Below are 24,264 nucleotides of genomic sequence, written 5' to 3' on the forward strand. Positions count from 1 at the left end.
GCCAATTTGAGAAGAGGCACGACGATGAGCGCACTGGTTGGCGTGATCATGGGCTCCAAGTCCGATTGGTCCACCCTTACCCACACCGCCGAGATGCTGGACAAGCTGGGCATTCCGTACGAAGTGAAGGTGGTGTCTGCCCACCGCACCCCGGACCTGCTGTTCCAGTACGCCGAACAGGCTGAAGAACGCGGCATTCAGGTGATCATCGCCGGTGCTGGCGGCGCCGCGCACCTGCCGGGCATGTGTGCAGCCAAGACCCACCTGCCGGTACTTGGCGTGCCGGTGCAATCGGCCGTGCTGTCGGGCGTCGATTCGCTGCTGTCGATCGTGCAGATGCCGGCTGGCATTCCGGTCGCCACCCTGGCCATCGGCAAGGCCGGTGCCGTCAACGCCGCGCTGCTCGCCGCGAGCATCCTTGGTCACCAGCACCCGCAGTTCCACGAGCGGCTGAAGGCGTTCCGCACCGAGCAAACCGAATCTGTACTGGAAAATCCGGATCCGAGGAACGCGTAATGAAGATCGGCGTAATCGGTGGCGGCCAGCTGGGCCGCATGTTGGCCCTGGCAGGTACGCCGCTGGGGATGAACTTCGCCTTCCTCGACCCTGCGCCGGATGCCTGCGCCGCCGCGCTGGGCGAGCATATCCGCGCCGATTATGGCGATCAGGATCACCTGCGCCAGCTGGCCGATGAAGTCGATCTGGTGACCTTCGAGTTTGAAAGCGTGCCGGCTGAGACGGTGGCCTTCCTCTCGCAGTTCGTGCCGGTCTATCCCTCGGCCAACGCCCTGCGTATCGCCCGTGATCGCTGGTTCGAGAAGTCGATGTTCAAGGACCTCGGCATTCCGACCCCGGATTTCGCCGATATCCAGTCGCAAGCCGATCTCGACGCCGCTGTGGCCAGCATTGGCCTGCCGGCGGTGATGAAGACCCGCACCCTGGGCTACGACGGCAAGGGCCAGAAGGTTCTGCGCAAACCAGAAGATGTCGTAGGCGCCTTTGCCGAACTGGGCAGTGTGCCGTGCATCCTCGAAGGCTTCGTGCCGTTTACCGGCGAAGTCTCGCTGGTGGCGGTGCGCGCCCGTGATGGCGAAACCCGTTTCTACCCGCTGGTGCATAACCGCCACGACAGCGGCGTGCTGGCGCTGTCTATTGCCAGTACCGATCACCCGTTGCAGGCGCTGGCCGAGGATTATGTCGGTCGTGTGCTCAAGCAGCTCGACTATGTTGGCGTGCTGGCCTTCGAGTTCTTCGAAGTCGACGGTGGCCTGAAAGCCAACGAAATCGCCCCGCGCGTGCACAACTCCGGGCACTGGACCATCGAAGGCGCCGAGTGCAGCCAGTTCGAAAACCACCTGCGTGCTGTTGCCGGCCTGCCGCTGGGTTCGACTGCCAAGGTCGGCGAGAGCGCGATGCTCAACTTTATTGGCAGCGTGCCGCCGGTGGAGCAGGTGATTGCCATCGCCGACTGCCGCTTGCACCACTACGGCAAGGCCTTCAAGGCCGGGCGCAAGGTTGGCCATGCCACCCTGCGCTGTGCCGATCGCGCGACTCTGGATCAACAGATCGCGGCTGTCGAAGCGCTGATCGCCAAGGGCTGAAAAACCGCTGCGGCCGCCTCACCGGCCGCCGCAGCGGGAACCTTGGCGGCGGCTTTCCGTCTGATTGCTTAACGCCAGTATTGGCCCCTGCAACACACGCGGAGTGACGCACCATGAGCATTATCGGCATCATTTTTATCGGTCTGATCGTTGGCCTGATCGCGCGCTTTATCAAACCCGGCAACGACAGCATGGGCTGGATCATGACCATCCTGCTGGGCATTGGCGGCTCCATTGCCGCTACCTACGGCGGCCAGGGATTGGGTATCTACCAGGTCGGTGAAACCGCCGGCTTTATCGGCGCGGTGATCGGCGCGGTGGTGCTGCTGATCATCTACGGCGCTGTCAAAAAGGGCTGATGCTCGTTCATCCTGCTGCCTTGCGAGCCTATTGATGCGCTATCTGTTGTTACCTCTGTTGCTGCTCAGCACCCTGGCCTGCGCCGAGTTGCCGGAAACCGATTGGCTGGAGCTGATGCCACCGGAAGACCGCCAGGCCCTGGAAGACATGCCGGAGATCAGTCACCAGGGCCTCGAGCAGGACAGCGGCTTCTACAACCCCGGTGGCCTCAAGCAGCAGGATCAGAACCTGCCGGCGGTCATGTACTCGACAAAAACCGTCGCGGCCTTCGACGGTAAGGCGGTGCGCCTGGGCGGCTATCCGGTGCCACTGGAAACCGACAGCAAGGGCCATAGCACGCTGTTCTTCCTGGTTCCCTACCCCGGCGCCTGCATCCACGTGCCGCCGCCGCCACCCAATCAACTGGTGCTGGTGCGCTACCCAAAAGGCATTGAGCTTGAAGACATCTACGCGCCGCTCTGGGTCAGCGGTACGCTGAAGATCGAACAGGTCAACAATGAATTGGCAGACGCCGCATATGCCATGCAGGCAGATGTGGTTAGAGTGGTGACCGATGATGACTTATAAGACCGGAGTGCCCACCATGAAAGCCGCCATCGCTCTGCTGCTATGCCTGTTCTCCGCCACCAGCATGGCCCTGGAAACCGGTGACCGTCTGGCGCCCTGGACCCTGCTCGATCAGCACGATCAGGCCTACACCCTGGACGATCAACTGCAAGTACTGCTGGTAGCCCGTAGCATGGACGCCGCCAAACTGGTCGACGTCGCCCTGCAGGGCAAGCCCAAGGGCTATCTGGAGCAGCGCCATACCGTATTTCTTGCCGACATCAGCCGCATGCCTACGGTGATCGCCAGCCTGTTCGCCCTCCCCAAGATGCGTGACTACAACTACCGCATCCTCCTCGACCGCGACGCCCGTATCGTCCCCCGCTACCCGGCGGACACTGCCAGCGTGCTCTGGCTCGACCTGCGCCAGGGCCAGCTACAGGGGCAGCGTAGTTTTACCGATGCTACCGAGTTGGCGAAGGCATTGGAGGCGGTGGGGCAGTGAGCGCATTGCCGGTGCCGTTACTCGCCAGTTAGACCTCTCTTATACCCGCTCAGCCCACAGGCTCAGGTCGAGCTGGTGCTGCTGCCCGGCGTTCAGCACGCGAATGTCGTCCATGACGTTGGCGTGTTCGATACACAACATGCCCTGCCAGGCATCACTGGCGAACTGTGACAGGCGCTGGGCTTTTTCGATCCAGGGGTTCCACAGTACTGCCGAATTCGAGCCGCTGCTGTGCAGTTGGATGCGCCGCTGCCAGGCGTGGTCGTGGATGCTCAGGTGTGCGGGCGTATCGAGGTAGATGCGGTCGGTTTCGCTGTTAAATGTCAGCAGACCGTCCTGCTGGCGTTGATGCCAGTCTTCCAGGGTTTCGATATAACGGCAGCCGTGCAGGCCTTCGACCGCGATGTTGCGGATATCGCTGACGGCAAAGTAGCTGTGCAGCGCCTGACTGATGGCCAGCGGTGTGTCGCCCAGGTTGCGGCTGTTCAGCTGGATGTGCAGGTGCTTATCCAGGCGAACCCTCAGGCGCAGTTCAGCCGCGTGGGGCCAGTCGGTCAGCGGTTGGGTGGTGCTGTTGTAGACGAATTCCAGCTGGACGCCATCATCATGCTGATCGATGCCTTGTAGCTGCCAGTCGAGGCTGCGCACCAGGCCGTGGGCGGGCGCAGCGTCTGGTTGCCGATGCATGGCCTGCACCGTTTGCGGGTTGCGTTGCAGGTTGCCGAACCAGGGCCAGCACACCGGTACACCGCCGCGTACGCCTTGCCCACGCTTGTAGGCAGCCTGCTCGCTGAGCCAGATCAGCGGCGGCTGGTCATCCTGCTGATAGCTGAGAATCTGCGCGCCCTGCTGGCTGATCAGCAGCTCATTGGCACCATGGCGCACGCGCCAGCAGGTCAGTTCGTCCAGTTCAAGGCGTTCAACAGCGGATCTGACCATGGTGCGGCTCACAGGCGATTAAAGTGGCTATTGGAGCGCAGCTTGACTGCAGAAAGCAAAACGCCCGTCAGTAACGGGCGTTGTGCTGTAACAGCGGCGGTTTACTTGCCGTACACCTGCTCCGGTAGCCAGGTGATCAGCCCAGGGAACTGGTAAGCAATCACTAGCAGCAAGAGCTGAAGCAGGATAAACGGCACCACGCCTTTGTAGATGGTGCTGGTGGGCACCGAGGCCGGGGTGACGCCGCGCAGGTAAAACAGCGCGAAGCCGAACGGCGGGGTCAGGAATGAAGTCTGCAGGTTGAGCGCGATCATCACCCCGAGCCAGATCGGGTCCAGGCCCATGGCCAGCAATACCGGGCCGACAATCGGTACCACCACGAAGGTGATCTCGATAAAGTCGAGGATAAAGCCGAGCAGGAAGATCACCAGCATCACCAGGAAGAACGCACCCAGTACGCCGCCAGGCAGCTGGGCAAAGACGTCCTCGATCAGGGCTTCGCCGCCGAAACCACGGAATACCAGAGAGAACAGCGAGGCACCAATCAGGATGAGGAACACCATGGCGCTGATTTCGGTGGTTCCGTAGGCCACTTCGCGCAGCTGGCCGAAGTTCAGCTTGCCTTTATAGAAGGCCAGCAGCATGGCACCCAACGCACCCAGTGCGGCGGCTTCAGTCGGGGTGGCGTAACCGGCGAGGATCGAGCCGAGTACCGCACCGATCAGCAGCAACGGTGGTACCAGCGCCTTGATCAGCCTGCCCCATTCAATCGGGCCCAGCTCTTTCTGCGGCAGTGCGGGCAGTTTCTTCGGCTGGAAGATCGCCACGCCAATGATGTAGACGATATACAGCCCCACCAACAGCAGGCCGGGTAGCAGCGCACCGACAAACAGATCGCCGACCGATACGGTTTTGGGCGAGAAGATGCCCATCTTCAGCTGCGCCTGTTGGTAGGCGCTGGACATCACGTCACCGAGTAATACCAGCACGATGGACGGCGGAATGATTTGCCCCAGGGTGCCTGTCGCGGCCAGGGTACCGGTGGAAATGGCGGGATCGTAACCACGGCGCAGCATGGTGGGCAGAGCCAGCAAGCCCATGGTCACCACGGTGGCGCCAACGATGCCGGTACTGGCGGCGAGCAGCGCACCGACCACGCAGACTGAAATTGCCAGACCGCCGCGCAGCGTGCCGAACAGTCGCGACATGGACTCCAGCAAATCTTCGGCGACTCTGGATTTCTCCAGCATCACCCCCATAAACACAAACAACGGCACTGCCAGCATGGTCTGGTTGTTCATGATGCCAAACAGACGGTTGGGCAGGGCACTCAGGTAACCACCATCGAAGGTGCCGGTGAGCACGCCGATGCCGGCGAAGGCCAGCGACACACCTGCCAGGGTGAAGGCCACCGGATAGCCGGCCATCAAAGCCGCGCAGATGCTGATAAACAGCAGGATTGCCATTAACTCAGCCATGTTGCACCTCCGCAGCCTGCAGCCGTCCGGTGAGGATGTTGGCGGATTTGATCAAATCGGAGATTCCTTGCAGAACCAGGCTGACGACCAGCACCAGGATGATGCTCTTCTGCAAGTAGACGAACTTCAGGCCGCCCGATTCGCTGGAGCCTTCCAGAGTCGACCAGGAGTTACTGACGTAGTCCCAGCTGCTCCAGCCAAGGAACAGGCAGACCGGCAACAGGAAGAACAGGGTGCCGAGGCTGTCGACCAGGGCTTTCCGGCGTGGGCTGAATTTCTGGTAGAAGATGTCGACACGCACGTGGCCATTGCGTTGCAAAACCCAGGCGGCAGCGCCCATAAATACCAGTGCATGGCCGTACAGCACGGCTTCCTGCAAGGCAGTGGCACCAATGCCGAAACCGTAACGCAGCACCACCACGATAGCGGTGCCCAGAACCAAAAACAGCGTCAGCCAGGAACAGGCTTTGCCGAAGCGGGCATTGAACGAGTCGATCAGATGAGCAAGGCCGAGCAGGCGTGGGGGCTTATCGGACATTGTGAGTCCTTCTTATGGTTATGGGGCTTTGTTGGCAGGCCGGCGATTCTAGGCAGGCCTTCTGGCGTGCGGCAATGGCACTACAACTTTAGTTGTATCCGCTAGGCTTGAGAGTCACTTACCCCTATGGTAGTCAGGCTCGGTCTGCCTGCGGCGATCCTGTGGTCAGACCATTACAACAATAAAGGAGCTTTGCATGAAACGTCGTCAAATTCTCGCAGCAGCCGGTGTCGGCCTTGCAGCCACGGCTTTGGCCGGTTGCAAGCAAGAGGCGGATACCGCTGGCAAGCCTCAAGAGGGCGCGAGCGCTCAGACCTTCAACTGGAAAATGGTCACGTCCTGGCCAAAGAACTTCCCCGGTGTGGGCGTGGGCGCCGAACGCTTCGCCAAACTGGTTGAAGAAATGAGCAACGGTCGCCTGAAGATCAAGGTCTATGCGGCGGGCGAACTGGTGCCGGCGCTGGAAGTGTTTGACGCGGTATCCCGTGGCACCGCAGAGATGGGCCATGGCGCGCCCTACTACTGGAAAGGCAAAGTGCCTGCGGCGCAGTTTTTCTGCGCGCTGCCGTTTGGCCCCAATGCCCAGGAAATGAATGCCTGGCTGCACCGTGGTGGCGGCATGCAGCTGTGGGAAGAAACCTACAAGCCGTTCGGCGTGCTGCCGATGGCCTGCGGCGCGACCGGTGTGCAGACTGCCGGTTGGTTCAACAAGGAAATCAACGGCGTGGCCGATTTCCAGGGCCTGAAGATGCGCACCCCAGGTCTGGGCGGCGAAGTGCTGACCAAGATGGGCGGTACCGTGGTCAACATGCCGGCCGGTGAGATCTTCACTGCGCTGCAAACCGGTGCCATCGACGCCACCGAGTGGATCGGCCCATACAACGACCAGGCCCTGGGCCTGCACAAAGCCGCCAAGTACTACTACACCCCGGGCTGGCAAGAGCCGAACGTGACCTTTGAGCTGGACGTCAACATCAAGGCCTGGGAAACCCTCCCGGCGGACCTGCAGGCCATCGTTCGTGCTGCTGCCCGCGATGTGAACGGTGACATGCTCGACGACTACAACGCGCGCAATATGGAAGCCATGGAACAGCTCAAGGGCGAGGGCGTAGAAGTGCGGCGTCTACCGGATGAGGTGCTGGCCAAGCTTAAGGAAGTGGCCGCCGAAGTGGTCGATGCCAGTGCCGCTGCTGACCCGGTGGCAAGCAAGGTGTGGGCCCAGCAGAAGGCCTATCTCAAGCGGCTGTATGACTATGCCGAGATGAACGAGAAAGACATCTACAACATCCGTAGCTGATTCTTAGTGCACAGCAAAACGCCGGCCTATAGCCGGCGTTTTCGTTTCACCATCGGCAATCAGCGCCGTGCCGGCACCGGGCGAGTACGCCCGCTGCCGTCGATGGCGACGAATACGAATACGGCTTCGGTGACCTTGCGCCATTCGCTGGACAGTGGATCGTCGCTCCACACCTCGACCAGCATCTGAATCGAGCTGCGGCCCACTTCGACCGTCTGCGTGTAGAACGACAGCTGTGCGCCGACTGCCACAGGCACCAGAAAGGCCATGCGGTCGATGGCCACGGTGGCTACCCGGCCGCCGGCGACCTTGCTGGCCATGGCGGTGCCGGCCAGGTCCATCTGCGACACCAGCCAGCCGCCGAAAATATCGCCAAATCCGTTGGTTTCACGCGGCAGCGCGGTGATCTGCAAAGCCAGGTCGCCTTGCGGGATGGGGTCTTCCTGTTCGAAATCGTGCATCGGATAGGCTCGCGGCGCGGTTGTTTTTATTGGCGCGGTGCAGGGCTTGGCGCTGGCGGCGAGTCTGGCTCTGCGGCGATCGCGGGTTGGCCCGGCAGGCCCGCGGGAGTGCGGGCGGTGCGAGTATAACGACTCGGCAGTCGCAGGGCGACCATGGCGCTTTGCTGGCGATCATTGCCGGGCGGTGCATGACGGCGAGAAAACCTGCTGGCGTTCATCTAACTGTCATATTGATTACATACAGTCGTCATACGGCCTGCAGATACTGGCCCCGTTCAATCCAACACTAGTTTTCCAGGAGTAAGGCATGAAACTTAAGCGTTTGATGGCGGCCATGACATTTGTCGCCGCTGGCGTTGCCACCGCCACTGCGGTTGCTGCTGTTGACCCGGCTCTGCCGAGCTACACCAAGACCTCCGGCGTATCGGGCAACCTGTCCAGCGTCGGCTCCGACTCCCTGGCCAACCTGATGACCCTGTGGGCTGAAGAGTTCAAAAAGGAATACCCGAACGTCAACATCCAGATCCAGGCCGCCGGCTCGAGCACCGCGCCACCCGCGCTGACCGAAGGCACTGCCAGCATGGGCCCGATGAGCCGTGCGATGAAGGATGCCGAAATCCAGGCGTTCGAAGAGAAGTACGGCTACAAGCCGACTGCCGTGCCGGTGGCCATCGATGCCCTGGCGGTGTTCGTGCACAAAGACAACCCGATCAAGAGCCTGGATATCGCCCAGGTTGATGCGATCTTCTCCAGCACCCGTCTGTGCGGTGGCGCCACCGATATCAAAACCTGGGGCGATGTGGGCCTGACTGGTGAGTGGGCGGCCAAGCCGATCCAGCTGTTCGGTCGCAACTCGGTGTCCGGCACCTACGGCTACTTCAAGGAAGAAGCCCTGTGTAAAGGTGACTTCAAGGCCAACGTCAACGAGCAGCCGGGTTCGGCTTCCGTGGTGCAGTCGATCTCCAGCACCCTCAATGCCATCGGTTACTCGGGCATTGGCTACAAGACCTCCAGCGTGAAGACCGTGCCGTTGTCGAAGAAAGGCGGCGAAGCCTTTGACGCCAACGAAGCCAACGCCCTGGCTGGCAAGTTCCCGCTGGCGCGCTTCTTCTACGTCTACGTCAACAAGGCGCCGAACAAGCCGCTGAACCCGCTGGATGCCGAGTTCATCAAGCTGGTGCTGTCCAAGCAAGGCCAGGAAGTCGTAGTCAAAGACGGCTACATCCCGCTGCCGAAGAAAGTGGTCGATAAAACCATCCAGGAACTGGGTCTGTAAGGATCGCCTGACTGGCAAGGACGCTAGGTAACTCGCATGCCCGCCTTCGTTTACGACAGGTGGGCATTGCTTTGTCAAAGCGCTGTAACTTTTCTGTCATACAAGAAGGCTAGATTAGGCACCTCGTATAGCGACAGAACTCACTATGGCGCGCTCATGGCTGCGCAGAGACGCTCTTACCTATGAATGACTTGGCTAGTGAAACCATGACCGCCACCTCCAAATCCCTCGGGCTGGACTTCAACACCCCAGCCCTGCAGCGCAAACGCCGTATCCGTGCGCTGAAAGATCGCTTCGCCCGCTGGGCCGTATCCGTAGGCGGCCTGGCCGTCCTCGGGGCGATCACCCTGATCTTCTTCTACCTGGCCTACGTGGTGTTGCCGATGTTCCAGGGCGCCAGCCTGGAAAGCCGCAAGGCGGTCAGCGCGCCCTGGCTGAGTGAGACCGGCGCACCGCTGCTGCTGACGTTGGAAGAGCAGAATCAGGTCGCCATGCGCCTGGATCAGAACGGTAAGGTGCAATTCTTCGACGCCAAGAGCATGCAGGCGCTGAATGCGCAGCAGCTGCCGATTCCCGCGGGTACCCAGATCGTCGCGCTGGGCAAGGACCAGCCGGGTAGCAACCGCGTGGCCCTGGGCCTGTCCAACGGCCAGGTGCTGGTGTTCCAGCATGTCTACAAGATCACCTACCCGAACGACGTGAAGACCATCAATCCGAGCATCGAATACCCCTTCGGTGAGGCACCGATCAGCCTCGATCCGCAGGGCCGCGCGCTGGATCATGTTGGCCTCAGCCTGAACAGCGGTACGCTGATGCTGGCGGGCTCCACCGGCACCGAACTGCATGTGCTGAGCCTGGGCCGCGAAGAAAACCTGATGACTGGCGAAGTGACGCTCAGCGAAGAGCGCCTGGCCCTGCCGCAGATCGCCGAGCCGATCAAGGCACTGATCATCGACCCGCGTCAGATGTGGCTGTATGTGGTCAACGGCCGCAGCACGGCGGATGTCTTCGACCTACGCGGCAAGAGCCTCAACGGCCGCTACAAACTGCTGGAAGATGGCAAGCTGGAAGTCACCAACGCCACCGCACTGCTTGGCGGTATCTCGCTGATGATTGGTGACAGCAGTGGTGCGATCCAGCAATGGTTCATGGTGCGTGATGCCGACGGCAAAGCCGTGCTCAAGCCGATTCGCAGCTTCCAGATGGCCGGTAACCCGATTGTGCAGATCCTCCCGGAAGAACGTCGCAAGGGCTTTATTGCGATGGATGCCAAGGGCAACCTGGGTATTTTCCACAGCACCGCACACCGTACCCTGCTGGTCGAGCCAGTAGCCGAGGGCCAGGCCATGGCCGCCCTGTCGCCGCGCGCCAACCGCGTGCTGGTGGAAGCGGACGGCAAACTGCAACGCTTCGTGGTCGACAATCCGCACCCGGAAATTTCCTGGAGCTCGCTGTGGGGCAAGGTGTGGTACGAAAACTACGACGCACCAGGCTATGTCTGGCAGTCCACGTCGGCCAACACCGACGCCGAGCCCAAACTGAGCCTCGCACCGCTGACCTTTGGTACGCTGAAGGCCGCCTTCTACGCCATGCTCCTGGCTGCACCGCTGGCGATTGCCGCGGCCGTCTACACCGCCTACTTCATGGCGCCGGCCATGCGCCGTAAGGTCAAGCCGGTGATTGAGCTGATGGAAGCGCTGCCGACGGTGATCCTCGGCTTCTTCGCCGGTCTGTTCCTCGCGCCTTATGTGGAGGGGCATCTGCCGGGCATCTTCAGCCTGCTGATTTTCACCCCTATCGGCATCCTGTTGGCCGGTTACCTGTGGAGTCGCCTGCCTGAGTCGATTCGCCTGAGCGTGCCGGACGGTTGGGAATCGGCCCTGCTGATCCCGGTGATCCTGCTGGTGGGCTATGTCTCATTGAGCATGAGCGGGCACCTGGAGAACTGGCTGTTCGACGGCAACATGCGCATGTGGCTGAGCAATGACCTGGGCATCCCCTTCGATCAGCGCAACGCCCTGGTCGTGGGCCTGGCCATGGGTTTTGCAGTGATCCCGAACATCTATTCGATTGCTGAAGACGCCGTGTTCAGTGTGCCGAAAAGCCTGACCTTTGGCTCTCTGGCCCTGGGTGCCACGCCTTGGCAGACCCTGACCCGCGTGGTGATCCTTACCGCCAGTCCGGGCATCTTCTCGGCGATCATGATCGGCATGGGCCGCGCCGTGGGCGAAACCATGATCGTGCTGATGGCCACCGGCAACACCGCGATCATGGACATGAACATCTTCGAAGGCCTGCGCACCCTGGCCGCCAACGTGGCGGTGGAAATGCCCGAATCCGAGGTGGGTGGTACGCACTACCGCGTGCTGTTCCTGTCGGCGCTGGTGCTGCTGACCTTCACCTTTGTCATGAACACCCTGGCAGAACTGGTGCGCCAGCGTCTGCGCGTCAAGTACGCCTCGCTCTAAGGCTTGGGAAGGTATATGTCCGTGAAACAGAACAACCTGAAAACCTGGTTCAAGAGCGGTACGCCCTGGATCTGGATGAACGCCGGCGCGGTGTCGATTGCGGTGATCATGACCCTGGGCCTGCTGATGGTGATTGCCGTGCGCGGCCTCGGCCACTTCTGGCCGGCGGATATCGTTGAGGCCGATTACCGGATTCCGGGTCAGGAAGCCAAGGTAATGGCCGGCGAGATTACCCAGATCGAAGAGGTACCGCGCGCGCGCCTGGCCGCTTCCGGCCTGCCGGTGGATAGTGAAGGCGGCGAGTTCATGACCCGCGAACTGTTCAAGGTGGGTAACCGTGACCTGTATGGTGCGGACTTCACCTGGGTGGTGGGCGAGTGGCTGAGCAACCCGCGTACCCCGGAAAACCTCACGGCCTTCGAGCGCCGTGAGTGGGGCAACTTCTACGGCTACCTGGTCAACGTCAAGGAAAACGGCGAACTGGTCGCTGAGGGTGATGCCAGCTGGGCGGCCCTGCAGGAGCGCCTGACGCGTGTCGACCAGCTGCACGCGCAGCTGGTACGCCTGGAGAAGAAGGACATTGGTCGAATCAACGCCGGCCTTGAACGCATTCGCCTGCAGACCCGCAAACTGGAGCTGCAGGGCAAGCTGGATGCAGTGGCCCAGGCTGAGCTGGACGCCGAGCGTGCCCAGTGGGATGCCGAATACAAGGTCCTGGAAACTGAGTTGATCGCCCTCAACAAGGCGTTCAACCGCGACAGTGTGACCGTGCGCAGCGTCGATGGCCGCGAGATCAGCCTGAGCCTGGGTAAGGTGGTCCGCGCCTTCCAGCCCAACGCCATGGGCGTAGCCGATAAGCTCGGTTTCTATTTCGCCAAACTGTGGGAATTCGTCAGCGATGATCCCCGTGAGGCCAACACCGAAGGTGGCATATTCCCGGCGATCTTCGGCACCGTGATGATGACCCTGATCATGGCCGTGATTGTCACCCCGTTCGGTGTGGTAGCGGCCATCTACCTGCGTGAGTATGCCAAGCAGGGGCCGCTGACCCGGGTGATTCGCATCGCGGTAAACAACCTGGCCGGTGTACCGGCGATCGTCTACGGCGTGTTCGGCCTTGGCTTCTTCGTCTATGTGCTGGGTGGCTCGATTGACAGTCTGTTTTTCCCGGAAGCGGCACCAGCCCCGACCTTTGGTACGCCGGGCCTGCTGTGGGCCTCGCTGACGCTGGCGATTCTTGCCGTTCCAGTGGTGATCGTTGCCACTGAAGAAGGCCTGGCGCGGATTCCTCGTGCGGTGCGTGAAGGTTCCCTGGCCCTGGGGGCGACCAAGGTTGAAACCCTTTGGCGCGTGGTACTGCCGATGGCCAGCCCGGCCATGATGACCGGCCTGATCCTCGCGGTGGCGCGTGCCGCCGGTGAAGTGGCGCCACTGATGCTGGTCGGTGTGGTCAAGCTGGCCCCGAGTCTGCCGGTGGATGGCAACTACCCGTACCTGCACTTGGACCAGAAAATCATGCACCTGGGCTTCCATATCTATGACGTCGGCTTCCAGAGCCCCAACGTCGAAGCCGCTCGTCCGCTGGTATATGCCACCGCGTTGCTGCTGGTGCTGGTCATCGCGTTGCTCAACTTGAGTGCGGTATACCTGCGTAACCACCTGCGCGAGAAGTACAAAGCGCTGGATCACTAATTTTTACACCGCCCAGCCCATGGCTAGGCGGCATAGACGAATTGTTAGCGTAGGGAGCATCCCATGCAGCACGAAACACATACACACGGTATCGACATGGCGGCCCTGGGCCGTGATCGCCAGGGTCTGGACATGAGCAAGGAGCGCGTGGCCATCGACGTACCGGGCCTGAACCTGTACTACGGCGACAAGCAGGCGCTGTTTGACGTCAAGATGACCATCCCCAAGCAGCGCGTCACGGCCTTTATCGGCCCGTCCGGTTGCGGCAAGTCGACCCTGCTGCGCACCTTCAACCGGATGAACGATCTGGTTGATGGCTGCCGCGTCGAAGGCGAGATCAACCTCGATGGCAACAACATCTACCGCAAGGGCGAAGACGTGGCCGAACTGCGTCGCCGCGTCGGTATGGTGTTCCAGAAGCCCAACCCGTTCCCCAAGAGCATCTACGAGAACGTGGTGTATGGCCTGCGCATCCAGGGCATCAACCAGAAGCGCGTGCTCGATGAAGCCGTAGAATGGGCGCTGAAAAGCGCGGCGCTGTGGGACGAGGTCAAGGACCGGCTGCACGAGTCGGCACTGGGCCTGTCCGGCGGTCAGCAACAGCGTCTGGTGATTGCCCGTACCGTCGCCGTGCAGCCAGAAGTGCTGCTGCTCGACGAACCCTGCTCGGCACTCGACCCGATCTCCACGTTGAAGGTCGAAGAGCTGATCTACGAACTGAAATCCAAGTACACCATCGTCATCGTCACCCACAACATGCAGCAGGCGGCGCGGGTGTCGGATTACACGGCGTTTATGTACATGGGCAAACTGATCGAGTTCGGTGATACCGACACGCTGTTCACCAACCCGGCGAAGAAGCAGACGGAAGACTACATCACCGGCCGCTACGGCTAAGGCCATGGCAAATACTCCCTGGCTTTGTCGGGCGCGCTTGCCGTACTACTCGTACTGTCAGCGCCCGCCCTTCGCGCCAGAGAGCATTTTCCAAGGGCCTTAGTGCTGAAACTCAACGTGTAGGGTGCGCTGTGCGCACCATGGCCACCCAAGCCGGCAGCATTCGCGGAGCGAACCATGATCAACAAAGAAAACCTCACCCAGCATATCTCCCAGCAATTCAACGTCGAGCTGGAAGAGGTGCGCAGCCACCTGCTGGCCATGGGCGGCCTGGTCGAGAAACAGGTCAACGACGCAGTGACCGCGCTGATCGACGCCGACTCCGGTCTGGCCCAGCAGGTGCGTGAGATCGACGACCAGATCAACCAGATGGAACGCAATATCGACGAGGAGTGCGTGCGCATTCTTGCCCGCCGTCAGCCGGCGGCGTCCGATTTGCGTTTGATCATCAGCATCTCCAAGTCGGTAATCGACCTCGAGCGTATTGGCGACGAAGCCACCAAGATCGCCAAGCGCGCGATCCTGCTGTGCGAGGAAGGTGAAGCGCCGCGCGGCTACGTGGAAGTGCGACATATCGGCGATCAGGTGCGCAAGATGGTGCAGGAAGCCCTGGACGCTTTCGCCCGCTTCGACGCCGATCTGGCGCTGTCGGTGGCGCAGTACGACAAGACCGTCGACCGCGAATACAAGACCGCTCTGCGTGAGCTGGTGACCTTCATGATGGAAGACCCACGCTCGATCTCGCGGGTGCTTAACATCATCTGGGCCCTGCGCTCGCTGGAGCGCATCGGTGACCATGCGCGCAATATCGCCGAGCTGGTGATCTACCTGGTGCGCGGCACTGACGTGAAGCACATCGGTCTGACCCGCATGCAGGAAGAAGTACAGGGCACCGGCAAGGGTAATTAAGGCATGTGCCAGCGGGTGATAGGCTGTCGCCCGCCTGGCAAAAAATGCAGGTAATCGCCACATCTGTGCATTTCGGTTGGCCTTTGGCCAGTAGCCGTGACTATGCTTAAGGCCATTACAAAGGGAGTGGCCGATGAGCAAAGTCAGTGTGCTGGTAGTGGATGACGCAACCTTTATCCGAGATCTGGTGAAAAAAGGGTTGCGCGACCACTTCCCCGGCATCCAGATCGAAGAAGCGGTGAATGGGCGCAAGGCCCAGCAACTGCTTGGTCGGCAGAGCATCGACCTGATTCTCTGCGACTGGGAAATGCCGGAGATGTCCGGCCTGGAACTGCTTACCTGGTGCCGCGAGCAGGACAGCCACAAGATCACCCCCTTCATCATGGTCACCAGCCGTGGCGACAAGGAAAACGTCGTGCAGGCGATTCAGGCCGGCGTTTCCGACTTTATCGGCAAGCCGTTTTCCAATGAGCAACTGGTCACCAAGGTAAAAAAGGCCCTGAGCCGCGCTGGCAAGTTGCAGGCGCTGATGTCCAGCGCGCCGCCGAAGATGCTCAGCACCGGGGCCTTTGCCAATGATTCGCTGTCCGCCCTGACTGGCGGCAAGGCGGATGTGCTCAAACCTGCCGCAGCGCCACAGGCCAAACCCGCCGCAGCTGGCAAGCCGGCGGCCAGTAAAGCGGCTGCCAGTGCGGCGCCAACCGGACGCGGGCAAGGCCAGTTGCGTCTGGCCTCGGGCAGCAACATGGCCTGCGTGATCAAGGCATTGAGCCTCAAGGAAGCGCTGGTGGTGGTTAAACGCAGCGAGAACCTGCCGCAGGTTCTGGACAGTGCCGTGCTCGATCTGGAGCAGGGCGAAGCGGCGGAAACTGCACGGCTTAACGGTTACCTGCATGCGGTGGCGGCTTTCGAGCCGAAACCGGACAGCGAATGGTTGCAGTTGACGTTCAAGTTCGTTGACCAGGATCCGCAGAAGCTGGACTACATCTCCCGGCTGATCGCCCGCGGCACTGCGCAGAAGCACTTCAGTCCGGGTGCCTGAGTGCCGCGCCCGCAGCGGCCTGCGAGGTGGCTCACAACCCTGGTGCGCCGGGTCGCATGGCTGCCAAACGGCTGCTAATCTGAACGGCCCGGACAGACCAATCACAAGATCCGAGTCGTTATGCTAGGGCGTCTGATACTTCTCTGCAGTTTGTTGACCCTTGCCGGCCAGGCAATGGCGTTGACCATTTACAAGTACACCGATGCCAACGGCGTGGTCACCTATACCGACAAGGCCACTGCCGGTGCTCAGGTGTTTGTATTCCGCGACCGCATGGTTGAACGCCTGGACAACCAGGTGAAACTGGAAACCAAGAAGCACGAGGCCGGTGAAACTCTGTTGGTACGCAATGACCTGCACGCCCCGGTGCAGATCGAGTTACGTCTGGATGCGCTGGACAACGTCAGCGGCGTTCCCGACAAACCCATCAACTGGGTGCTGCCGCCGCGCAGCAATATCCGCCTGGCCACCCTGGCCCCGCGTGATGCCAGCAAACCCATGCGCTACACCCCCAAGCTGCGCTATGCCATGGGTGACCCGCGCCTGTTGCCGACTCAGCAACACTACCCGCTGCCCTGGCGTGGAGGGCCGTTCCGCCTGACCCAGGGGGCGAACGGCAAGTACAGTCACTTCACTCCCAAGGGCCGTTACGCCATGGACATTGCCATGCCGGAAGGCACGCCGATTGTCGCCGCACGCAGCGGTGTGGTGGTGAAAACCGAGAACCAGCAGAGCGGCCGTGGCAATAACCCGTCTGGCAACTATGTGCGCATCCTGCATGACGACGGCACCATGGGCGTTTACCTGCACCTGATGCAAGGCTCGGTGGCGGTCAGCGAGGGTAGCCATGTCGCCGCTGGTGCCTTTCTGGCGCGTTCCGGCAATACCGGCAACAGCACCGGCCCGCACCTGCACTTCGTGGTGCAGCGCAATGTCGGCCTGGCGCTGGAATCGATCCCCTTCGACTTCTCGCAGCCGGTCAACAGCCTGCCTAACTTTGCCGTCGGCGGCGAATAAGGTGGTTTGAAGTAGGGTGCGCGGTGCGCACCTACTCAATATCTAGAATGGAGCAGCAATCCCCAGCTGCTCAATCCAGCTTGAGTACCTTGGCCAGCACGATCTTCGGCCCTTTCATCTTTTTCACGATGATCCGTAGGCCGTCGACTTCCAGCACTTCCTCTTCTTCCGGCATGCGCTTGAGCGTGTCGTAGATCAGTCCGGCCAGGGTTTCCGCTTCGACGTGATCGAGGTCGACACCGAGCAGGCGTTCGACCTTGGCCAGTGGCGTGTCGCCGCGTACCAGCAGTTTTCCCGGCTGGTAGGCGAGGATGCCGCGTTCGGCCTTGCGGTGTTCATCCTGAATATCGCCGACCAGGGCTTCCAGCACGTCTTCCATGGTCAGGTAGCCGATCACCTTGCCGTCGGCCTCCTCAACCAGGGCGAAGTGCGAACCGCCTTGGCGGAACTGCTCGAGCAGGTTGGACAGCGGCATATGCCGGCCGACCCGTTCGATCGGGTGCATCAACTCGGCCAGTTTCAGCGCCGAGGGCAGCATTTCCAGCAGTGACAGGTGCAGCAGCAGGTCCTTGATATGCAGTACGCCAACGTATTCGCCGCTGGTGTCGTCATAGATCGGGTAACGGCTGTACTTGTGCCTGCGGAATACGCTGAACACCTCATCCAGTGCAGCGGTCAGCGGCAGCGACACCAGGTCCTCGCGTGAGTTGGCCCAGTCCACCACTTCCAGCTCGCCCAGTTCCACGGCCGAAGCCAGTACGCGCATGTCCTGATCACTGGGGTCGCTGGCGCGGCTGGAGTGCAGGATCAGCTTGAGTTCGTCGCGGCTGTAATGATGCTCATGGTGCGGCCCTGGTTCGCCCTGGCCAGCGATGCGCAGGATGGCATTGGCACTGGCATTGAGCAGGAAGATCGCCGGGTACATGGCCCAGTAGAACAGGTACAGCGGCGCGGCCGTCCACAGCGACAGCAGCTCGGGTTTGCGGATCGCCCAAGACTTGGGTGCCAGCTCGCCGATCACGATGTGCAGGTAGGAAATGATGAAAAACGCGGTGAAGAAGGCGATGCCATGCACCAGCTTTGGCGATTCGATGCCGATGGCCCCAAGCAGCGGTTCCAGCAGGTGGGCGAAGGCCGGCTCACCGACCCAGCCGAGGCCCAGCGAGGCCAGGGTGATGCCCAGCTGACAGGCTGACAGGTAAGCATCCAGCTGGTTGTGCACGGTGCGCAGAATATGCCCGCGCCAGCCATTTTTGGCGGCCAGGGCATCCACCTTGGTGGCGCGCAGCTTGACGATGGCGAACTCGGCGGCGACGAAAAAGCCGTTGAGCAGCACCAGAAACAGGGCGAAGAGGACAAGGCCGAAATCGGCGAAATAGCTGTTGGCGACGTAACTCGTGGAGGGGTCCATAGGGGGTTCGGGTAGTGAATGACTGCTAAAGGGTGGAGGTTGCCAGCCGGCTTTGCAAGTAGGACGCGGCTACTGGCCGCGCCTGACAACCTGTTGGGTCGGGAAGTGGCAGGTAAAGGTGCTGCCTTTACCCAGGCTGCTGACGATTTCCAGGCGGGCACGGTGGCGCAGCAGCACATGCTTGACGATGGCCAGGCCCAGGCCAGTGCCACCGGTGTTGCTGGCGCGGCTGGAGTCGACCCGGTAGAAGCGCTCGGTCAGGCGCGGCAGGTGCTTGGCCTCAATGCCCAGGCCGCTGTCCTGCACGCTGAGGTGCGCGCCCTGTTCATCGCCCCACCAGCGAATCTGGATATTGCCTTCGTCCGGGGTGTATTTCACCGCGTTGAACACCAGGTTGGAGAAGGCGCTGCGTACCTCTGCCTCGCTGCCTTTGAGCTTGAGGTGCGGGTCTGCCTCCAGGCTGATGCGGTGATGACGCTCGCCGGACAGCGCCTGGGCATCGTTCTTGATGCTCAGCAGGAGTAGGTCGACGGCCACCGGCTGATTATCCGAGGGGTAGTCGGTGGCTTCCAGCTTGGCCAGCAAGAGCAGATCGTTGAGCAGGTTCTGCATGCGCCCGCCTTGCTGCTGCATCTGTTGCAGGGCGCGCAGCCAGCGTGGGTTAACGTCTTCAACATTATCCAGCAGGGTTTCCAGGTAGCCGCTGATCACCGTCAACGGGGTGCGCAACTCGTGGGAGACGTTGGCAACGAAGTCTTTGCGCATCTGTTCCAGCTGATACAGGCGGGTGATGTCGCGCACCAGCATCAGGTGCTCACGGTTGCCGTACTGGGTGATATGAAATTGCAGGCGCAGGCGGTCGCTGACCGGCGAGGGCAACTCCAGCGGCTCGTTGTAATTGTGGTTCTCGAAGTACTCGATAAAGCGCGGGTCGCGCACCAGGTTGCTGATCTGCTGGCCGCTGTCCTGCGGGGTTTTCAGGCCCAGCAGTTTTTCTGCGGCGATGTTCCACCACTCCAGGTTGCCGTCGCGGTCGAGCATGATCACTGCATCTTTCAGCGCAGCCGTGGATTCCTGCACGCGGTCGATCACCGCTTGTAAGCGGCCACGGACTTTCTGGTCGCGGCGTTGCAGGTGGTAGATGTTGTCGAACACTTCGCCCCACAGGCCGTAGCCATCGGGCGGTGCTTCGTCACCCTGGCGGGTACGCAGCCATTTGTGCAGGCGCAGCAGTTGTTGCAGGTGCCAGCCGAGGTAACCGGCCAGGCCGAGCACCAGCGCCCAGGCGTATTCGTCGGTGATCAGCCCGAGTAGCAGGCAGACGCCGACCAGCAGCAACAAGCGACGTATCAGGGGGCCGCGCCAGTCTTGATTCAATTCACACTCATCCGCCAATCAATCCATGGTTGCCAGGTGCAGCAGGGGTCAGTTCTTGGTGGAGAAACGGTAACCCGTGCCGCGTACAGTCTGCACCAGATTCTCGTAGACCTCGCCGAGGGCTTTGCGCAGGCGACGGATATGCACGTCGACGGTGCGTTCCTCGACATACACGTTGCCGCCCCAGACCTGATCGAGCAGCTGGCCACGGGTGTATGCGCGTTCCTGGTGGGTCATAAAGAATTGCAGCAGGCGGTATTCGGTAGGGCCCATCTCGGCCGGTTTGCCGTCGATGGTCACGCGGTGGCTGACCGGGTCGAGCAGCAGGCCGCCGACTTCGATCGGCCCTTCACTGTCGGTCGGTCCTGCGCGGCGCAGCACGGCTTTCAGGCGGGCGACCAGTTCGCGCGGGGAGAACGGTTTGGTGATGTAGTCGTCGGCGCCGACTTCCAGGCCCTGGATCTTGTTGTCCTCTTCGCCCTTGGCGGTGAGCATGATGATCGGGATATCGCCGGTCAGCTCATCGCGCTTGAGGCGGCGCGCCAGTTCGATGCCGCTGGTGCCGGGGAGCATCCAGTCGAGCAGAATCAAATCAGGTTTACGGTCGACGATGATGGCATGTGCCTGCTGGGTATTTTCCGCTTCCAGGCACTCGTAGCCGGCCATTTCCAGGGCCACGGCGATCATTTCACGGATCGGTGCTTCGTCATCGACGATCAGGATGTTCTTGCCAACCATGGGTGGGGCCTCGGGTCATCTCGCTGTAATGGGCTGCATTAGATAACGGAATTATTGCAGCGATATGACAGGTGCGCGGCAAAGCTTTTTTCTAGCCGCGCAGAGCGTAGTCCACTACCAGGCCGATAAAGATCGCCAGACCAGCCCAATGGTTATGCAGAAAGGCATTGAAGCAGGCCATTGGCTTGCGGTTGCGGGTCTTGTGAAACTCCCAGGCAAAGCAGCCAGCGGCGACCAGCAAGCCGAGGTGGAAGTACAGGCCCAGCTCGAAGCGCGCCGCCGCCAGCAGCAGGCAGAGCAGCGCCAGGCCTTGGAGGATGACGATGATCAGGCGGTCGGCGTCGCCGAACAGGATGGCGGTGGATTTCACCCCGATCTTCAGGTCGTCCTCGCGGTCGGCCATGGCGTAGTAGGTGTCGTAGGCCACCGTCCACAACAGGTTGGCGATATACAGCAGCCAGGCTTCCGGCGGCAGGCTGCCGGTTTCGGCGGTAAAGGCCATCGGCATACCCCAGGAAAATGCCGCGCCGAGCACCACCTGCGGGTAGAAGGTGTAGCGCTTCATAAAGGGGTAGCAGGCAGCCAGGGCCAGGCCGCCGAACGACAGCCAGATGGTGGTGGCGTTGGTAAACAGCACGAGGATAAAGCTGGCTGCCACCAATACGGCGAACAGGATCAAGGCTTCACGCGGCTTGACCTTGCCGCTGGCCAGCGGGCGCGCCTGGGTACGGTTGACGTGGCCGTCGAAGTTGCGGTCGGCGTAATCGTTGATCACGCAGCCGGCGGCGCGCATCAGGATCACCCCGAAGACGAAGATCAGCAGGTTTTTCACGCTCGGCACGCCTTTGGCCGCCACCCACAGTGCCCACAGCGTCGGCCACAGCAGCAGGTAGATGCCGATGGGTTTTTCCAGGCGCATCAACTGGACGAAGTCCCAGGCGCGCGGGTGCAAGCGGTTGAGGGATTTCAGCAGGCGGGTATACATGGTGCGTCTCCGTGCAGGTTGCGCGGATTATAAGGGCGCTGGACGGCTAGGGTGGATCGCGCTTTAGCGATCCACCCTACGGATCGATACCGGCGTGTTGCCAGAAAGTTGGCAGAAACACTTCCGCCACCAGCACGCCCAGAGGGCCACGGCTAAAGCACGAGCGACGTGCCCACAGGCGTTCGCTGCGGGCATCGGCCGGCAGCCAGAGCGCCGGATAACGGCACACCTGCAGTTCACCCCGATCGAAGGCGCGGTCGCTGAACAGCAGTTCCCCCAGCGAGCGGCTGCCGAGTTGCTCCAGGGCCAGGCCGGAGCCTTCCAGCACGCTGCGCGCCGCCACGCTGCGGGCGAATACCCAGGGCTGGCCGTGGCCGCGCAGGTATACCTCGCGCACCCAGCCTTGGCTGCCGCTGGCCACGCCCAGTGCGCTGCATTCATCGTTGCGCAGGCGCTGCCAGCCTTCCTGCAGCGGGGTCACGCTAAAGCCATTGGCCGACAGCGCTGTCAGACGGCGTGTCAGCGAGTCTTCATTGAACAGCCAGTCACGCACCGCTGCCGTGGGCGCGGGGTGCAGTTGGCTGGCAGTCAGCCAGCGCGGCGGATGGGCAAGGGCGGCGTGGGGCACGAACAGGTTTCACTTGAACTGAGGCGCGCGAGTCTAGCATGCCGCCTGGGCCCGAGCTGGTGCAGCGCAGCAATCCCCAGTGGTGCACAACCCGACTTTGGTTGGCGCTGCTGGCGCGCTATTCATCGCCCGGCGGCTTGGCGCACCTGCGCAGATACGGTAGTTTGCCCGGCGCAATAGCCGTGTGATCCGCCAGAGGTAGTTATGAAGAAGTGGCAATGTGTAGTCTGTGGACTGATTTACGACGAAAGCCAGGGCTGGCCTGATGAGGGCATCGCCGCCGGTACGGCGTGGCAGGATGTTCCGGAAGACTGGCTGTGCCCTGACTGTGGCGTGGGTAAGCTTGATTTTGAAATGATCGAAATCGGTTAATAGCCCTCTCCGATCTGCTGCGCGTCGGCGCTGCTGCGTTAAAAACAGGCTCGAAATGCTCATTTACAGCCGTAAACTCCGCTTTCTCGCCTGTTTTTGCCTTGCATCGCTCTAGCTCGCTAGATCTGAAACTGGTTCTAAGTAGATGCTGCTCTAGGCGGCGACCCAAGGGTCGCCGTTTTGTTTGGCGAGTGCCCATACTCAATTCCCCGAACGAGCTGAATCAAGCAGCGAGGTGGTTATGCGTAAGTGGCAGTGTGTGGTGTGCGGTTTTATCTATGACGAAGCCCTCGGCCTGCCCGAGGAAGGCATCGACCCTGGTACGGCCTGGGAAGATATTCCCGCCGACTGGCTGTGCCCTGATTGTGGCGTCGGCAAGCTGGATTTCGAGATGATCGAGATCGCCTGAGCCCTCTATCCCCAAAGAATTGACCCCGGCCGCGCCCGCGTGCCCTGAGTGAGGAATGCAGTAATGAGTGCACCTGTCGTCATCGTCGGCACCGGCCTGGCCGGCTACAACCTGGCCCGTGAATTTCGCAAGCTGGACAGCGAAACCCCACTGCTGCTGATCACCGCCGACGATGGTCGCTCGTACTCCAAGCCCATGCTGTCCACCGGCTTTGCCAAGAACAAGGACGCCGATGGCCTGAGCATGGCCGAGCCGGGTGCCATGGCCGATCAGCTCAAGGCAGAAATTCGCACCCATACCCGCATCAGCGGCATTGACCCTGGCCACAAGCAGTTGTGGATCGGCGAAGAAGCGGTGCCGTACCGTGATCTGGTGCTGGCCTGGGGTGCCGAGGTGATTCGCGTACCGGTGCAGGGCGATGCCGATGATGCGATCTTCTCGATCAATGATCTGGAAGACTATGCACGCTTCCGTGCGGCAGCCGCCGGCAAGCAGCGCGTTTTGCTGCTGGGTGCCGGGCTGATCGGTTGTGAGTTTGCCAATGACCTGAGCCTGGGCGGTTATCAGGTCGAACTGGTTGCACCCTGCGAGCAGGTGATGCCCGGCTTGCTGCATCCGGCTGCCGCCGCAGCTGTTCAAGCGGGTCTGGAAGGGTTGGGGGCGCGTTTCCACCTCGGCCCGGTGCTGGCCAGCCTGAACCACAAAGGTGATGCGCTGGAAGCGCACCTGTCCGACGGCACGCTGATCGAGTGCGATCTGGTGCTGTCCGCCGTCGGCCTGCGCCCGCGTATCGAACTGGCTGCTGCCGCTGGATTGGCGGTCAATCGCGGGGTGGTGGTCGACCGTCAGCTGCGTACCTCTCACGCCAATATCTACGCCCTGGGTGATTGCGCCGAGGTCGATGGCATCAACCTGCTTTACGTCATGCCGCTGATGACCGGCGCCCGTGCGCTGGCGCAAACCCTGGCCGGTACCTCGACGGCGGTGAGCTACGGGCCGATGCCGGTGACAGTGAAAACCCCGGTTTGCCCGCTGGTGGTATCGCCACCGCCGCGTGGCCTGCAAGGCGAGTGGCGTGTGGAAGGTAGTGGCGGCGACATCAAGGCGCTCTGCCTGGCCGCCGATGGCAGCCTGATCGGCTATGCCCTCACCGGTACGGCCGTGCAGGAAAAATTGGCCCTGAATAAGCTGTTACCCGCGCTTTTGGCCTGAATAGCGGTTGTTCTGTCGGATATGCCACAAAATTGCCCGTTCTAACTGTCGGGCAAGACTGGCGCAGGGCCCCATGGCATGCCATCCTCCCTCAGTCTGCCGCAGC

25 protein-coding genes are annotated in these 24,264 nt (G+C 61.5%); 16 read left to right on the forward strand and 9 right to left on the reverse strand.

What is annotated here, in order from left to right; all coding sequences use genetic code 11:
• Positions 1 to 24: 24 nt before the first annotated feature.
• The 5 genes from purE to ACSQ17_RS11485 all read left to right on the forward strand — a co-directional run bounded on the left by purE (position 25) and on the right by ACSQ17_RS11485 (position 3,012).
• Positions 25 to 516: a 5-(carboxyamino)imidazole ribonucleotide mutase gene (purE, locus tag ACSQ17_RS11465; RefSeq protein WP_436068705.1), complete on the forward strand. Its 492-nt coding sequence runs from the start codon at positions 25 to 27 to the stop codon at positions 514 to 516.
• A complete protein-coding gene (locus ACSQ17_RS11470; RefSeq protein ID WP_436068706.1) occupies positions 516 to 1,601 on the forward strand; it encodes a 5-(carboxyamino)imidazole ribonucleotide synthase in 1,086 nt (361 codons plus the stop codon). The genes purE and ACSQ17_RS11470 overlap by 1 nt, the downstream gene beginning before the upstream one ends.
• 113 nt (positions 1,602 to 1,714) lie before the next feature.
• The gene (locus ACSQ17_RS11475; protein ID WP_436068707.1) at positions 1,715 to 1,960 is read left to right on the forward strand and encodes a GlsB/YeaQ/YmgE family stress response membrane protein; all 246 of its coding nucleotides are present in this window, start codon (positions 1,715 to 1,717) and stop codon (positions 1,958 to 1,960) included.
• Positions 1,961 to 1,991: 31 nt separating this feature from the next.
• Positions 1,992 to 2,528 carry a DUF3299 domain-containing protein gene (locus ACSQ17_RS11480; RefSeq protein ID WP_436068708.1) on the forward strand — a complete coding sequence of 179 codons (537 nt, stop codon included), beginning with the start codon at positions 1,992 to 1,994 and terminating at the stop codon, positions 2,526 to 2,528.
• Between the two features lie 16 nt (positions 2,529 to 2,544).
• Positions 2,545 to 3,012 (forward strand): FAD/FMN-containing dehydrogenase, encoded by a 468-nt coding sequence (locus ACSQ17_RS11485; RefSeq protein ID WP_436068709.1) that lies wholly within the window; start codon positions 2,545 to 2,547, stop codon positions 3,010 to 3,012.
• 39 nt (positions 3,013 to 3,051) lie between these two features.
• Here ACSQ17_RS11485 and ACSQ17_RS11490 read toward each other — a convergent pair whose 3' ends face one another.
• From ACSQ17_RS11490 to ACSQ17_RS11500, 3 genes are all read right to left on the reverse strand, one after another.
• Positions 3,052 to 3,951 carry a D-hexose-6-phosphate mutarotase gene (locus tag ACSQ17_RS11490; RefSeq protein WP_436068710.1) on the reverse strand — a complete coding sequence of 300 codons (900 nt, stop codon included), beginning with the start codon at positions 3,949 to 3,951 and terminating at the stop codon, positions 3,052 to 3,054.
• 101 nt (positions 3,952 to 4,052) lie between these two features.
• Positions 4,053 to 5,429 carry a TRAP transporter large permease gene (locus ACSQ17_RS11495; RefSeq protein ID WP_436068711.1) on the reverse strand — a complete coding sequence of 459 codons (1,377 nt, stop codon included), beginning with the start codon at positions 5,427 to 5,429 and terminating at the stop codon, positions 4,053 to 4,055.
• The gene (locus ACSQ17_RS11500; protein WP_436068712.1) at positions 5,422 to 5,967 is read right to left on the reverse strand and encodes a TRAP transporter small permease subunit; all 546 of its coding nucleotides are present in this window, start codon (positions 5,965 to 5,967) and stop codon (positions 5,422 to 5,424) included. Before ACSQ17_RS11500 ends, ACSQ17_RS11495 begins: the two co-directional genes overlap by 8 nt.
• A 196-nt stretch (positions 5,968 to 6,163) precedes the next feature.
• On the opposite strand from ACSQ17_RS11500, the gene ACSQ17_RS11505 reads away from it, so the two are divergent.
• Positions 6,164 to 7,264, forward strand: a complete 1,101-nt coding sequence (locus tag ACSQ17_RS11505; protein WP_436068713.1) for a TRAP transporter substrate-binding protein — start codon at positions 6,164 to 6,166, stop codon at positions 7,262 to 7,264.
• A gap of 59 nt (positions 7,265 to 7,323) precedes the next feature.
• On the opposite strand, the gene ACSQ17_RS11510 is transcribed toward ACSQ17_RS11505, so the two are convergent.
• Positions 7,324 to 7,725: an acyl-CoA thioesterase gene (locus ACSQ17_RS11510; protein ID WP_233683195.1), complete on the reverse strand. Its 402-nt coding sequence runs from the start codon at positions 7,723 to 7,725 to the stop codon at positions 7,324 to 7,326.
• 307 nt (positions 7,726 to 8,032) lie between these two features.
• Between ACSQ17_RS11510 and ACSQ17_RS11515 the strand changes: the two genes are divergently transcribed.
• The 7 genes from ACSQ17_RS11515 to ACSQ17_RS11545 all read left to right on the forward strand — a co-directional run bounded on the left by ACSQ17_RS11515 (position 8,033) and on the right by ACSQ17_RS11545 (position 17,026).
• Entirely contained in the window at positions 8,033 to 9,001 is a 969-nt protein-coding gene (locus ACSQ17_RS11515) for a PstS family phosphate ABC transporter substrate-binding protein (protein ID WP_436068714.1), read from the forward strand.
• Between the two features lie 182 nt (positions 9,002 to 9,183).
• A complete protein-coding gene (locus tag ACSQ17_RS11520) occupies positions 9,184 to 11,469 on the forward strand; it encodes an ABC transporter permease subunit (RefSeq protein WP_436068715.1) in 2,286 nt (761 codons plus the stop codon).
• Between the two features lie 15 nt (positions 11,470 to 11,484).
• A complete protein-coding gene (pstA, locus tag ACSQ17_RS11525; protein WP_436068716.1) occupies positions 11,485 to 13,161 on the forward strand; it encodes a phosphate ABC transporter permease PstA in 1,677 nt (558 codons plus the stop codon).
• 63 nt (positions 13,162 to 13,224) lie between these two features.
• Positions 13,225 to 14,058, forward strand: coding sequence for a phosphate ABC transporter ATP-binding protein PstB (gene pstB / locus ACSQ17_RS11530; protein WP_436068717.1), 834 nt, complete (start codon positions 13,225 to 13,227; stop codon positions 14,056 to 14,058).
• A 177-nt stretch (positions 14,059 to 14,235) separates the two neighbouring features.
• A complete protein-coding gene (gene phoU, locus ACSQ17_RS11535; RefSeq protein ID WP_233683200.1) occupies positions 14,236 to 14,967 on the forward strand; it encodes a phosphate signaling complex protein PhoU in 732 nt (243 codons plus the stop codon).
• 133 nt (positions 14,968 to 15,100) lie between these two features.
• A complete protein-coding gene (locus ACSQ17_RS11540; RefSeq protein WP_436068718.1) occupies positions 15,101 to 16,009 on the forward strand; it encodes a response regulator in 909 nt (302 codons plus the stop codon).
• Between the two features lie 120 nt (positions 16,010 to 16,129).
• Positions 16,130 to 17,026 (forward strand): peptidoglycan DD-metalloendopeptidase family protein, encoded by an 897-nt coding sequence (locus ACSQ17_RS11545; RefSeq protein ID WP_233683202.1) that lies wholly within the window; start codon positions 16,130 to 16,132, stop codon positions 17,024 to 17,026.
• Between the two features lie 70 nt (positions 17,027 to 17,096).
• On the opposite strand, the gene ACSQ17_RS11550 is transcribed toward ACSQ17_RS11545, so the two are convergent.
• The 5 genes from ACSQ17_RS11550 to ACSQ17_RS11570 form a co-directional block, all read right to left on the reverse strand.
• Positions 17,097 to 18,437 (reverse strand): hemolysin family protein, encoded by a 1,341-nt coding sequence (locus tag ACSQ17_RS11550; RefSeq protein ID WP_436068719.1) that lies wholly within the window; start codon positions 18,435 to 18,437, stop codon positions 17,097 to 17,099.
• A gap of 69 nt (positions 18,438 to 18,506) precedes the next feature.
• Positions 18,507 to 19,814 (reverse strand): phosphate regulon sensor histidine kinase PhoR, encoded by a 1,308-nt coding sequence (gene phoR / locus ACSQ17_RS11555; RefSeq protein WP_436068720.1) that lies wholly within the window; start codon positions 19,812 to 19,814, stop codon positions 18,507 to 18,509.
• Positions 19,815 to 19,862: 48 nt separating this feature from the next.
• A complete protein-coding gene (gene phoB, locus ACSQ17_RS11560) occupies positions 19,863 to 20,552 on the reverse strand; it encodes a phosphate regulon transcriptional regulator PhoB (protein ID WP_436068721.1) in 690 nt (229 codons plus the stop codon).
• A 91-nt stretch (positions 20,553 to 20,643) separates the two neighbouring features.
• Positions 20,644 to 21,537: a 4-hydroxybenzoate octaprenyltransferase gene (gene ubiA / locus ACSQ17_RS11565; protein WP_436068722.1), complete on the reverse strand. Its 894-nt coding sequence runs from the start codon at positions 21,535 to 21,537 to the stop codon at positions 20,644 to 20,646.
• 76 nt (positions 21,538 to 21,613) lie between these two features.
• Positions 21,614 to 22,165: a chorismate--pyruvate lyase family protein gene (locus ACSQ17_RS11570; RefSeq protein ID WP_436068723.1), complete on the reverse strand. Its 552-nt coding sequence runs from the start codon at positions 22,163 to 22,165 to the stop codon at positions 21,614 to 21,616.
• 204 nt (positions 22,166 to 22,369) lie between these two features.
• Between ACSQ17_RS11570 and ACSQ17_RS11575 the strand changes: the two genes are divergently transcribed.
• The 3 genes from ACSQ17_RS11575 to ACSQ17_RS11585 all read left to right on the forward strand — a co-directional run bounded on the left by ACSQ17_RS11575 (position 22,370) and on the right by ACSQ17_RS11585 (position 24,158).
• The gene (locus tag ACSQ17_RS11575) at positions 22,370 to 22,537 is read left to right on the forward strand and encodes a rubredoxin (protein ID WP_108489156.1); all 168 of its coding nucleotides are present in this window, start codon (positions 22,370 to 22,372) and stop codon (positions 22,535 to 22,537) included.
• Between the two features lie 241 nt (positions 22,538 to 22,778).
• A complete protein-coding gene (locus ACSQ17_RS11580; protein WP_436068724.1) occupies positions 22,779 to 22,946 on the forward strand; it encodes a rubredoxin in 168 nt (55 codons plus the stop codon).
• A 63-nt stretch (positions 22,947 to 23,009) separates the two neighbouring features.
• Positions 23,010 to 24,158: an NAD(P)/FAD-dependent oxidoreductase gene (locus ACSQ17_RS11585; protein ID WP_436068725.1), complete on the forward strand. Its 1,149-nt coding sequence runs from the start codon at positions 23,010 to 23,012 to the stop codon at positions 24,156 to 24,158.
• The last annotated feature ends 106 nt before the right edge of the window (positions 24,159 to 24,264 follow it).

Source organism: Pseudomonas sp. LjRoot71, assembly GCF_964253255.1.
Classification (GTDB): Bacteria; Pseudomonadota; Gammaproteobacteria; order Pseudomonadales; family Pseudomonadaceae; genus Aquipseudomonas.